Below are 12158 nucleotides of genomic sequence, written 5' to 3'. Positions count from 1 at the left end.
TCATCATGATATAGTTTTGCGCGATGAGGGGGCGTTCCCATTGATACAACAGACAGGAGTATCGGCATGACCAACACCCCGAAAATGTTCGCTGCCCTCGCAGCGACACTGGCCCTCGCCGCGGCGGGCACCGCCGACGCCCGCCAGGGCTCGATCAAGGCGCGGGGCGCAAACGGCTCGGTTTCTGCCAAGAGCGGTCCCAATGGCACGATGGTCCGCGGTCGCGGAACGGTCCAGAATGATGACGGCTCGGTGACGACCCGCTCCGGCGGCGCCTACCAGGGGGCGAACGGAAGCCAGGCCAAGCGCGCTTCGACCACGACGGTCTCGCCCGACGGATCGGCCAGCCGGAGCGGCGAGGCCTATGCCAGCGGTCCGAACGGCAGCGCAAGCAGCGCCGGCGGCTTCCAGCGAGACGCGAACGGAAACTGGTCTGGCGGGCGTACGACGTCGGCCACCAACGCGAACACGGGTAACAGCTATTCCGGATCGACGGCGATCGATCCTGCAACAGGCAAGCCGGTGCACAGCGCAAGCTGCACCGATGCAGCCGGCACCGTCATACCCTGCCGCTAACCGGGGCCGCCTTACCCCCTCCCCCCGGTATGCGAGGGGCGGCCACCGCGAGCCGCCCCTCGCTTTTCCGGCCGCCTGTTCCTCCCTTGCAGGAGATTCGGTCATGAAGATGAATGCCAAGTCCATCCACGCCCTGCGCAGCGCCTCGCTCGGCCTTGCACTTACGCTCTCGCTCGTCGCGAGCGCCGGGAGTGCGCAGTCTTTCCCCGGCGCCCCGGGGAATTTCGATCGCGTCGAAGAGCAACTGCGCGCCGCCGACAAGAATGGCGACGGCTCGGTCAGCCGAAGCGAATATAGGCAACAGCGAGCGGCGCAATGGTCCAACCTCGACCGTGACGGCGACGGCGTCTTCAGCAAGGACGATTTGCCGTCATTCCTCCAGTCGCGCTGGGATGGCGAGCGGATCGCCGATTTGCGACGGCAGTTCGATCGAAACGGCGACGGCCGCATTTCCCGGACCGAGTTCGTGGACGGACCGATGCCGGGATTCGATCTCGCCGACGCCAACCGCGACCAGCTGGTCACAGAAGCCGAGATGAAGGTCGCCGCCCAGAAATTCAAGGCGAAATAGCGATGCGGCTTGCGATGCAATATCCGGTCGTGATGGTCGCCATGCTGCTTCTTATCGTCGCCGAATTTGCCTGGCGGCGCGCGGGCAGGGGTTATGATTTGCGCGCGGCGCTCGCGAGCTTCGGCGTAGCGATCGGGCAGGCAGCCATCCGCCCGGTTACCGGTATTGCGACTCTTGCAATCCTGCAGGCCGCGCACGGCTGGGCCCCGTTCCGCCTCCCCGTCGATGACTGGCGGACATGGGCGGCAGGATTTTTTGCAGTCGAGTTCACCTACTACTGGTTTCACCGCGCGAGCCACCAGATACGCTGGATGTGGGCGACCCATGCCGTGCACCACAGCACGCGCGAACTGATCCTGCCTTCGGCGATCCGCCTCGGCTGGACAGAGTTTTTTTCGCTCGGCTGGCTGTTCTTCGCGGCGCTCGCGCTTGCCGGTTTCCCACCTGTCGTGATCGGTGTGCTCCTGGGGTTGAACCTGATCTATCAGTTCCCGCTCCATACCGAGGCGATAGCCAGGCTTGGACCGCTCGAATGGGTGTTGAACACGCCCTCGCACCATCGAGCCCATCACAGCAGCGACGCCGCCTATCTCGACTGCAATTTCGGCGGCGTTACGATCATCTTCGATCGCCTGTTCGGCACGTTTCGCGCGGAACCCGTCGGCGGAGGGCTCACCTACGGTCTCGTCAAGCCGGTGAACTCGAACAACCCCCTGCTGATCGCGCTTCATGAATGGGGTCGCATGTTCTCCGACATGGTGGCCGCCCGGGGCTTCGCCGCCAGGCTGCGGATCGCAATCGGGCGGCCCTGACGCCGAAGCGTGGGACGTCGCGGGTCGCGCCAACGAGGCTATATTGTCAATAATCGACATAGCTGATATTGCGCGCGGATCGATCCGGTCCGAGGCGGTGCCGAAAGAGCGGAGTAATGTCTCGGAGCCGACGCTATGCCCGCCAGCCGCGCCCATCTACGGACCTTCACCCCTGCCAGCGATCCCTATCGCGAGATCGCGGTCAAGAGACTGACGCCGGCCATTGGTGCGGAGATTGGCGGAGTCGACCTCGCTGCGCCGATACCGGACGCCGTCTTCGCCGAGATCGAACGCGCTTTCGCGGAGAATCTCGTGATCTTCTTTCGCGACCAGACGCTGACGCCCGAGGCTCATCTCGCGTTCGGCCGCAAATTCGGGGAGCTCCACGTCCACCCTGCCGCGCCCAGTGAAGCCGGACATCCCGAGTTGATGGTGATCGCGACCGACGAGAATAGCCCCCGCGCAAATGGTGAAGGCTGGCACTCGGATGTGTCGTGCGATGCGGAGCCTCCGCTCGGATCGATGTTATACATCCGCACCTGTCCCGAAGTCGGAGGCGACACGCTGTTCGCGAACATGTATGCGGCGTACGATTTGCTGTCGGAAGGCATGAAGCGCCGCCTCGAAGGCCTGCAGGCCGTTCACGACGGGGAGCATGTCTATCGCGGCCTCTACGCGAACTTGGGTGTCACCGATCGGCCGGTCTATCCGCGATCGGTCCATCCGGTTGTCCGCACCCATCCGGTGACGCGGCGCAAAGCGCTCTTCGTCAATTCGGGGTTTACGACCGCCATCGTCGGCCTGTCTCCGGACGAGAGCGACGCGCTGCTGCGATATCTCTTCGGTCACCTAGCCCATCCGCTATTCCAGTGCCGGTTCCGCTGGACGCCCGGCACTCTCGCCTTTTGGGACAATCGCTGTGCCCAGCACCAGGCGATTTGGGACTATTGGCCTGAAAGGCGTTATGGAAATCGCGCGACGATCAAGGGCGACGCCCCTTTCTGAGGCGATTATGCGCGGCCGCCCGGCCATCTGTCGTAGCAGCGATTCGACGCCTTGCTGCCCCGCCGGCCTGGCCCGGAACCGACGCTTCAGTCCAGCAAGAGCCTGAGGAAGTCGGCATCGGACCATTTGGTCGCGGGGTCCGCGCCGGGGCCGAGCGCGGCGAGGTCGAGCCGCGCCTGGCGCACGATGACAAGTCCGCGCGAAGGGATGACGTATAGCCGTTGGTCTCCGGCCCCCGCCGCGAGCACCAGGTCGCGAGGCAGTTCGGCGGCGCGGCGGCCGATGTCGGTCGACGCCGTGACGGGATCGGCACCTGGCGCAATATGGGGGAGCCACCAGGTGAGGCCATAACCGGGATTGGCCTTGCTGCCTTTGAACAGCTCCGCGAATGCCCCGGGATCGACGAGCGATTTCCCGTCCTTCGTGCCGCCGGCGCGGATGAACTCACCAAATTTTGCCCACTCGCGCGCCGTCAGGACCATCCCTTGCGGCAGCAGCGGATTCCCGTCGGCACCTCGTCGCCACTGCGCCACCGTGATTCCCAATGGCTTCAATATCCGGTCACCTAGATAGGTTTCGATGTCGCCCGGCCGGCCGGCGGCGACAAGCTTGCGCCGGAGGACCTCTCCGAACAACTGCATCGGGGCCGGCCCATAATGAAATTCGGTTCCGGGCGCGGCGACCAGATCCTGCGCGGCTGCTTCCGCATATGTTGGCGGCTTGCCGATCGCGCTGACCTGTCCACCCGTCATCGAAAGGAGATGCCTCAAGGTGACGTCCTTCTTCAAGGGGGTCCCGGACCATTCCCTGATCGTTGCGGCGACCGGCTCGTCGAGGGTCAGAAGACCGTCCTGCACCGCCGCTGCGGCGATTATCCCGACAAAGCTCTTCGTCCCGGACCAGAGTTCATAGGCTTCCTCCGCGGCGCCCTTATGGGTGTCACAGACGATTGCTCCATTCTGCAGGACCAGGACGGACAGGCCCCGGCGGCTGTCCGAATAGGCGGTCGCCGCCGCGCAGCCGGCCCCGGTCGCGGCGATCGCGTGGCCGGGGGCTGCCAACGCCAATGCCGCGAGTATAATCCTGTATCTTGCCATGAACCTGCTCCCACCTGCTCGGCTTTGCCTACATTCTGGCCGCGCCTGCCGTTTGTGAGAAAGACCGCGGCCATTGTCAATAATTGGCAAAGAACCGGCCGGGATCGGCATTCGGAGACATGGCACCGATGTCGCGAGACATGCCTGCCCTCAGATTCTGAACTCGCACTGCGCAGCGCAAATCGGCTTGTCCGGCCCGAGCTGCCACGCCTCGCCGTGAACGACGGCAACACGGCGGCCAATGCGCCTCACCTGTGGCTTCGAGAAGGTCGGGACCGGGCCAGCGCTGGCGATATATTGCAGGTTGATGCTGATCGGGCGCGGCGGTGTGTGAAGCCCCGCAACCCGCGCCAGTTCAGCGGCGCAGCAGAGTTCGAGAAAGGCCGCTATCGCCCCGCCATGCAGCGCCGGGAGCTGCACGTTGCCCACCAGCCTCTCGCGTTCGACAAGCCTATAAAGATGCGCGCCATCGCTTTCGTCCATCTCGACCCCGAGGAAAGCCGCGAACGGAGAATGGGCGAGGATGTCACCTGATGGGAACGGCTTGTTCACGGCGAGGGGTGCCTCCTGAATGCGAAACTTCCCTGAGCGGCGGCGACGAGCGCGCCGGGGTCCGTATCCCACACGTCTGCACGCACGAAGGCGATGTTGCGGGTCATGTGGTAGCAGCGCGCCTCGACCGTCACGGACGATGCCGTAGCGGCTGGCCGTACATGGTCGATTTTGAGGTTGAGCGTCGAGATTACGACCTGTCGATCGAAGCGAGCCATCACGGCCATCCCGCATGCCTGGTCGATCAGTGTCGCGATCGCGCCGCTGGCAAGCAGCATGGCGTCCTCAAAAGCAGCGAGGTCGTCGCGCCAGGGCAGTCTCATTACCGCGCAATCGGAGGATATCGTCAGAAATTCGAGGGCGAGGGCGCCGCTCCATGGTGTAACCCGGTTGAGCATCTCGGGCCGCGACGTCATGCGTCACCCTTCTGCGGATATTCCCCAGGCCCGGTAGCCACGGGGCGATGCACGCTCGTGCTGACGATCCGGTGAACCGATTGCATACCGCAGAATCCCGAGGTGTCAGACCGCAGCTCGCCCGGAGAAAGCAGCGGTACGTGCCCGAAGTCCGGGACGAACTGCGGATCGTTCATCTCCTCGGGAGCGCCAGGAAAAACTCCACTATCGCACGGCTTGCGTCCATGTCCCGGTTCGTTTTGCCGATGAGGAAGACCGGGGCATATTGCGGCCCCCCGGGCCAGCTGTGGCCCCCGCCCACGACCGATACCAGCCTTACGGGGGCGCTGAGCGGACAGGCACGATAGTCCGTTGCGACGGTCGACGCGGATTCGGCGCGCCTCGTGGCCGCAGCATTGTTTCGCACCGTCATCGTGCCACATCGATTTTTCTCCGCCCAGAATTTCGCGCTGTCGTTAGCGGACAGGACGATACCGCCCTGCCCCCTCCCGCCGAAGTCTTCAACCTTCCCGCCGCCATAGGGCACGATCGGATCGGCGTCGCCGCTGATCTGCAGCAAGGCCACGGCGCGCCGGGGGTTGCACACCGCCGCATAGTTGGCGGCGAGCATCCCGGCGACAGCAGCGACAGCCGCAATCCTGTCGGACATGTCGCAGCCCAGCCTGTGCGCCATCATGGCTCCGTTCGACATACCCGTCACGAAAATGCGGCCGCGGTCAACAGGGTGGCGGCGCCCCACATCATCGAGGACCGCCCCGATAAAGCCGACGTCGTCGACCTTGCTTTTGACCGTTGCGCGGCCGTCGTTCCAATGTTTGCCGATGCCGTTCGGATAGACCGATATAAAGCCCCGTGCATCCGCCAGCGGATCAAGCCGTGCGAGCTTGACCATGCTATCGGCCTGTCCCCCGCCCCCATGAAGAATGACCACCACCGGATAGCCGCCTTCGGGCGGAGCCTTGGCCGGGACATGCATCAGGTAGCTGCGTTTCAGTCCGCCATGATCTATCGTGACTGCTGTGTCGGCTTCGACGGCGGAAGCGTGCGAAACGCCGCTGCCCGACACCGGCAGGGCCATCAGGGCGGCCGCGACCATGAAGTATCTCCGCATTGCTCAAACTCCCCCTTCGGTCCGCCAACGGAATTCCCCCGCTCGCTGCCCAGTTCGACTTCTGAGCGGGCCGGGCTGTCGTCCCGGGCAAGCTGGCTCGCCGGACCATTTTCCATCGCCGTCACGAGCAGACAGGCTCGTTTGACACTTGTCAATAATCGACCTAGCTTGCCGTCACAAAAGATGAGAGACAGGAGGAAGGCCGGATCAAGCGCCGTTGGCACGGGGAGCGTTAGATAACGGCAATCGTGCTGCCAGCATTTTGACGAAACGTTGAGCGAGGCAGGTGGAACAGTCGCTCCTGGATTGCAGCCGCTCGGAAGCTGAGATCATCATGGCAACCGGCCGTGTCGATGCCGAGGGCCGATATATTTGTACCTGGACGAAGAGGTCAGAGCAGGCGCAGGTCGATGATCCCTGCAGACGAGGTACTCGATTCTAGCTCGATCACCCGATATCGAGCAATTGAAAGGCGCTTTAAAGCATCGACCGCTTGGCAGCGAAAAGGGAGGCGGAATGACTATCGCGGGGCAAATGCAGCCGACCCAGCTCCTGGTCGGATCGATTCTGGACTATGCGGCGAGCGCGCACGGAACCCAGACGATCGTTTCCCGGGAAATCGGCAGCGACAGAATCTGGCGTTACACCTATTCCGGACTCGCTAGCCGTGTGGCGAAACTGGTCAACATGCTCGATGTGCTTGGCGTCCAGAGCGGCGAGCGTGTGTCGAGCCTTGCCTGGAACTCGCACCGCCACCTCGAACTCTTCTTCGGCGTACCCGCATTGGGCGCGGTCCTGCACACAGCAAATCCACGCCTGTCGGACGAGCAACTTACATATACTCTAAACCACGCCGAAAGCCGTATCCTCGCATTCGATGCCAATCTCGCGCCGCTGGTCGAACGAATCGCCGACAATCTCGAGCATATTGAACATTTTATTCAGCTTTCTGACGGATCCGCCGATCTCGGCGGCGGCCGCGAGGCCAAAGCCTATGAAGCGCTGATTGCCGCGGCGCCGACCGGTTTTAGCGCTCCGGCGATCGACGAAAATGCCGGAGCTTTTCTCTGCTATACCTCGGGGACGACCGGCGAACCTAAAGGTGTACTCTATAGTCACAGGTCAGTCGTGCTGCACGCCATGGGCGCCGGCCTCGCAAGCGCATTCGGCCTGACAGCCTTCGACAGCGTAATGCCTTGCTCTTCGCTCTATCATGCTACGGCCTGGGGCTTGCCCTTCGTCGCGCCGCTCTGCGGATCGAAGCTAGTGCTGCCGGGGGATCGCATGGATGGGCCAAGTCTTCAGGCGCTGATCCGGGACGAGGGTGTGACCTTTACCGGAGGCGTGCCGACGATATGGACGATGTATCTCGCGCATCTCGATGCAGCGGGCGAAGGGGTGGGCTCGCTGAAGCGCATCATGATCGGGGGTTCGGCCGTGCCTCGCGCCATGGCCGAGAACTTCAAGTCTAAGCATGGCGTAGATGTGCTTCAACTATGGGGAATGACCGAGACCTGTCCGCTTGGGGTCATAGCGACCCCGACCCCGGCGATCGCGGCGCTCGGGCCAGACGAGATGCAGGATATTCTCTGGACTCGCCAGGGCCGACTTCAGTTCGGCGTCGAGGTTCGCCTCGTCGGAGAGGATGGGCAGTGCTGCGACCATGATGGACAATCAGCGGGCGCCCTGCAGGTCCGGGGACCGTGGGTGGTCGAACGCTATTATCGTCAACCGGCAAGCTGTACCGGCGACGGGGACTGGTTTGACACAGGGGACGTCGCGACGATCGACCCGTTCGGCTTCATGCGCATCACGGACCGCACCAAGGATGTGATCAAGTCGGGAGGCGAATGGATCAGTTCGATCGATCTCGAAAATTGCGTGGCGGGCTGCAGCGGGGTCAAGGTTGCCGCGGTCGTCGGCATCCCGCATCCCAAGTGGGAAGAGCGCCCGCTGCTTGTCGTCGAACCGCATCAGGGCACAATTCCCGACGAGGGTGAAATTCTCAAGGCCCTGTCGCTGGAGTTTGCAAAATGGCAACTGCCTGACCGCATCTTGTTCGACACGGTTCCGCTGACCGCAACGGGAAAGATCGACAAGAAGTGCCTGCGCGATCGCTACGGCGATATTTTCCAGGCCGAGTGACCCAAGGCAGGACGGGAGGCCTCTGAGAGGACCCGACCCTCGCGGGCCGGGCACCCTTGTTCCCGCTGCCACGCCCGCAGGGAGACCTGGCAGAAGGTGTAGACCGCTGGGCGGCTGAACGGCCGGTCGAGCTTCGGCTGCACCGGCAAGGGCTGGAGCCGGTATCGAGCGACGCTGCCCGTATCGCAGCGTTCGCCCTCCAGCACCGCCGCACAAAATTTGTAGCTGCCGTGCTACGGCCCAGCATCCGTCGCCCCGTCCCGGTCGGCGCCTTGAGACCGCTGCACTGGCGTTGGACGCTGCAATCGGAGGTTGATGACAACCGCTGTTATATTTCCTTCTCGTTACTGACGCGGCTCCTTCTCCGACGTGTCGCAACCAGACCCTACTGGCCGTGGCGACACTGCTGGCGGGGACCACGACCATGAACCATTCTCTCCCGAAACTGCGGGCCGCACTCCTTTTCACCGCGGCCCTGATTCCTCTACCGCTTCTCGCCCAGACCGAACCCATCGACGGGGCGGCCGACCCAGATGGCGATTCCATCGTTGTGACCGGCCAGCGCCGCGCGCAATATGAGGCGACCGCCGAAAAGCGCGACGCCTTCATCGTGATGGACGCGATTTCGTCGGACGATATCGGCAAGCTGCCCGACCATAATACCGCCGCCGCGCTGCGCCGCATTCCGGGTCTGTCGGTGCAGGAGGATCAGGGCGAACCGCGCTTCCCCGTGCTGCGCGGGCTTCAGTCGACCTATAACCGCACGACCGTCGACGGGGCGCTGGTGTCGGGCGTCGATTCGTCGGGCCGCACCGTGCCGCTCGACATCATCCCCTCGGTGATGGCGGCGCGGATCGAGGTCATCAAGACGGTGACGCCGGAGAATGACGCCAACGCCATCGGCGGCATCATCAACATCGCGACGCGCAGCGCCTTCGATGCAAACCGTGCCTTCTTCAACGGCGTCGCTTCCTATGGCGTCTACGAACAAAATGGCGACGTCCGTAACAGCAAGCCGTCCTATCGCGTCGCCTTTGCGGCGGGCACGACCTTTGGCGCGAACGACGAATGGGGCGTGGTGATCGGCGCGAGCCAGGAACAGCTCGATTACGACATTCCGCAGATCGAGGTCGCGAGCCCGTCGGTCCGCGAATATACGGCGGCCGGCGCGCCAGTGAACTCGGGTGCGGCGAACGGCAACGGCATTCAGGTGCCGACCCAGCACCGACTCTTTTGGTATAACAACACCAAACAGCGCACCGGCGGCAATGTGAAGATCGAATGGCGCCCGTCGGATCGCTTTCGCTGGGAATTGTCGGGTGTCATCGCGCGCACCGAGGACGACGAAGAGCGCATCGAATATCGTATCGAACCGATCGGCAATGTCGCGAACCAGACGCCGACCAGCGGCGATTTCGCGCGCGGCCGCATCATCATTCAGCTCAACCAGCCGATCACGAAGCGCCTCGTCGCGCTCGGCCGCACCGCCTTCGACTGGGATGCCGGTGAGAAGCTGAAGGTCGACGGCGACGCCGTCTTCTCGCTCGGCCGCCTGCGCGTTCCCAATGAAAGCATCGAATTCCGTACCCGCGACGCCGATGGCACGCGCTATGCCTTTCACTTTGACACGTCGGACTTTTATCCGGTGTTCACCCCGACGAACGCGGCCGCGGCGGTCGACCCGACCAACTTCTATCTACAGCAACAGCGCAGCGACCTTCAGAAATCGCTGGAGAAGAGCGGCCAGTTCCGTCTCAACCTGACCTATGGCGACGACAGCTATGACGGCGGGTTCAAGATTAAGACGGGCGGCGTCGTTCGCCTGACCGACCGTGAGAACAGCAACCCGCGCACCGATTATCGTGCTGCGACCGGCTTTACCTACACGCTCGACAAGGTCGTCGCCGACGGTCCGACCAAAGCGATCCGCGATCAATTCTATATCCCGATCCGCATCGATGCCGGTGCCTTCCCCGCCTTCTACGAAGCGAACAAGGCCAGCTTCACGACGACGGTCGCATCGGCCGCGGGCAATTACGACGTCAGCGAGGATGTCTATGCCGCCTATCTTCAGGGCAGCACCCGTATCGGCAACGTCACCTTGCTTGGGGGGCTGCGCTATGAACGCACCGATGTTTCGTCGAACGCCTTCCGCGCAGTCGGCTCGACGCTGACCGAGATCACGACCGACGGCAGCTATGACAATTGGTTGCCGAGCTTCCATATCCGCTGGGACGTCGCGGATCGTTTCGTCGTGCGCGGTGCCTATACCAACACGATCGGCCGTCCCGATTACGGCTCGATCGCCGCGACCGAAACACTCAGCTTCGATGGCAGCCAGCCGACGCTGTCGCGTGGCAACCCTGGGCTGAAGCCCCGCGAAAGCCGCGGCTTCGACCTGTCGTTCGAATTCTATCCCAAGGATGGTGTGATCTCGGCCGCGCTGTTCCACAAGAAGATCAAGAACGAGATCTTCACCCTGTCCAACGTCGAACGGATCGACGTGGGCCGCGGGGTCGAGGATGTGCAGGTCTCCGAACCGCGCAATGCCGAAAGCGCGACGATAAAGGGACTGGAGCTCAATCTCCAGCAGGCGCTGACCTTCCTGCCCGATCCGTTCGACGGGTTCGGCGTCAGCGCGAACGCGACCTTCCTCGATACGAAGTTCACCTTCCTGACCAGTGTCGGGCCGCGCGTGACCGGGCTGTTCCTGCAGCCCGACACGGTTTGGAACGCGTCGGTATACTATCAGAAGGACAAGTTCGAGGCGCGCCTGTCGTATAACTATATCGGCGGCTTCCTCGAAACGATCAACGACACGATCCCCAACGCCGATCAATATTGGAAGAGCCGCGGCACGCTCGACGCGAACCTCAACTTCCGCCTGACGCCGAATGTCACGCTCTACGCCGAGGGTCAGAATCTCACGAACAAGGGCCGCCGCGAGCTCGTCGGGCCGGGACAGGCCTATCTCCAGGAATCTGCCGAATATGGCCGCACCTTCTGGTTCGGCGTAGCAGCGAACTTCTGATGCTCGGCGCGCTTCTGCTCCTCGCATCGACCGCAGCAACGCCTGCCGCCGTCGTTCCGCAGGGGGAAGCGGCCGAAACCATTCGCCGCATCCCTGCAGCAGAGGCGCGGCAAGGTGTAGCCGCCGGTCCCGCCGGCATCTACGCCGTCGCGAACTGGACGATCGCGCGTTACGACCGCAAGACCGGCGAACGCGTGACCATGTGGGAGGGCGATCCCGCCCGCTATCCGCACATCAATAGCTGCGCGCTGCTCAAGGGCGAGTTGGTGTGCGCGGCGTCGAACTTCCCCGCGGTGCCGCAGGCCAGCTCGGTCGAAATCTTCGATCCCTTCACGCTCGCGCACAAACGCACGGTATCGCTGGGACAGGGCACGGGCTCGCTGACCTGGGTCGACTGGCACGACGGCCACTGGTGGGGCATGTTCGCCAATTATGACGCCAAGGGCGGCGAGCCGCCGCGCGACCACCGTTATACCACGCTGGTCAAATACGATCCCGAGTGGCGCCGCACAGAAAGCTGGGCGCTGCCCGCGACGATCCTCGAACGGATCGCGCCGATGAGTATTTCGGGTGGCGGCTTCGGGCCCGATGGAAATTTGTGGCTGTCGGGACACGATTTGCCCGAACTCTATGTCACGCGGCTGCCCAAAGGGGGCGCAACGCTCGACCATATTGCGACCGTGCCGATGGAGGCCGAGGGACAGGCGATCGACTGGGACGAAAGCCAGCCGGGCGTGCTGTGGGGGATTTCACGCAAGAGCCGGGCGTTGATCGCAATGCGCGTGGCGGCGGTCGACAGCCGCGGCCGCTGAGGCGACCTGCTGCCACCAGCCCGGGGTGGC

At 63.5% G+C, this 12158-nt stretch carries 11 protein-coding genes; 7 read left to right on the top strand and 4 right to left on the bottom strand.

The genetic code is table 11. The features are described 5' to 3' along the window. Window positions 1–66: 66 nt before the first annotated feature. The 4 genes from ATE67_RS02530 (at window position 67) to ATE67_RS02515 (ending at window position 2964) form a co-directional block, all read left to right on the top strand. The gene (locus ATE67_RS02530; protein WP_058815089.1) at window positions 67–576 is read left to right on the top strand and encodes a hypothetical protein; all 510 of its coding nucleotides are present in this window, start codon (window positions 67–69) and stop codon (window positions 574–576) included. A gap of 103 nt (window positions 577–679) precedes the next feature. Further along, window positions 680–1147, top strand: a complete 468-nt coding sequence (locus ATE67_RS02525) for an EF-hand domain-containing protein (protein WP_058815088.1) — start codon at window positions 680–682, stop codon at window positions 1145–1147. A 32-nt stretch (window positions 1148–1179) separates the two neighbouring features. Further along, window positions 1180–1959 carry a sterol desaturase family protein gene (locus tag ATE67_RS02520; protein ID WP_231728018.1) on the top strand — a complete coding sequence of 260 codons (780 nt, stop codon included), beginning with the start codon at window positions 1180–1182 and terminating at the stop codon, window positions 1957–1959. Between the two features lie 135 nt (window positions 1960–2094). Further along, window positions 2095–2964 carry a TauD/TfdA dioxygenase family protein gene (locus ATE67_RS02515; RefSeq protein WP_058815086.1) on the top strand — a complete coding sequence of 290 codons (870 nt, stop codon included), beginning with the start codon at window positions 2095–2097 and terminating at the stop codon, window positions 2962–2964. Between the two features lie 86 nt (window positions 2965–3050). On the opposite strand, the gene ATE67_RS02510 is transcribed toward ATE67_RS02515, so the two are convergent. The 4 genes from ATE67_RS02510 to ATE67_RS02495 all read right to left on the bottom strand — a co-directional run bounded on the left by ATE67_RS02510 (window position 3051) and on the right by ATE67_RS02495 (window position 6125). After that, window positions 3051–4172: a serine hydrolase domain-containing protein gene (locus ATE67_RS02510; RefSeq protein ID WP_082660155.1), complete on the bottom strand. Its 1122-nt coding sequence runs from the start codon at window positions 4170–4172 to the stop codon at window positions 3051–3053. A 39-nt stretch (window positions 4173–4211) separates the two neighbouring features. After that, the gene (locus tag ATE67_RS22085; RefSeq protein ID WP_058807261.1) at window positions 4212–4544 is read right to left on the bottom strand and encodes a PaaI family thioesterase; all 333 of its coding nucleotides are present in this window, start codon (window positions 4542–4544) and stop codon (window positions 4212–4214) included. A gap of 65 nt (window positions 4545–4609) precedes the next feature. Next, entirely contained in the window at window positions 4610–5029 is a 420-nt protein-coding gene (locus tag ATE67_RS02500; RefSeq protein WP_058815084.1) for a PaaI family thioesterase, read from the bottom strand. Between the two features lie 172 nt (window positions 5030–5201). After that, the gene (locus ATE67_RS02495; protein WP_058815083.1) at window positions 5202–6125 is read right to left on the bottom strand and encodes an extracellular catalytic domain type 1 short-chain-length polyhydroxyalkanoate depolymerase; all 924 of its coding nucleotides are present in this window, start codon (window positions 6123–6125) and stop codon (window positions 5202–5204) included. A gap of 531 nt (window positions 6126–6656) precedes the next feature. Between ATE67_RS02495 and ATE67_RS02490 the strand changes: the two genes are divergently transcribed. The 3 genes from ATE67_RS02490 (at window position 6657) to ATE67_RS02480 (ending at window position 12128) form a co-directional block, all read left to right on the top strand. Further along, window positions 6657–8285: a long-chain fatty acid--CoA ligase gene (locus tag ATE67_RS02490; protein WP_197411866.1), complete on the top strand. Its 1629-nt coding sequence runs from the start codon at window positions 6657–6659 to the stop codon at window positions 8283–8285. A gap of 424 nt (window positions 8286–8709) precedes the next feature. Continuing rightward, the gene (locus ATE67_RS02485; RefSeq protein WP_058815081.1) at window positions 8710–11316 is read left to right on the top strand and encodes a TonB-dependent receptor; all 2607 of its coding nucleotides are present in this window, start codon (window positions 8710–8712) and stop codon (window positions 11314–11316) included. Beyond that, window positions 11316–12128 carry a hypothetical protein gene (locus tag ATE67_RS02480; RefSeq protein ID WP_058815080.1) on the top strand — a complete coding sequence of 271 codons (813 nt, stop codon included), beginning with the start codon at window positions 11316–11318 and terminating at the stop codon, window positions 12126–12128. The genes ATE67_RS02485 and ATE67_RS02480 overlap by 1 nt, the downstream gene beginning before the upstream one ends. The last annotated feature ends 30 nt before the right edge of the window (window positions 12129–12158 follow it).

Origin of the sequence: Sphingopyxis sp. H050 (assembly GCF_001468265.1) — a bacterium.
Lineage (GTDB): Bacteria > Pseudomonadota > Alphaproteobacteria > Sphingomonadales > Sphingomonadaceae > Sphingopyxis.
The sequence above is the reverse complement of the archived record's forward strand: the minus strand, read 5'-3'. Positions and strand labels throughout refer to the sequence as shown.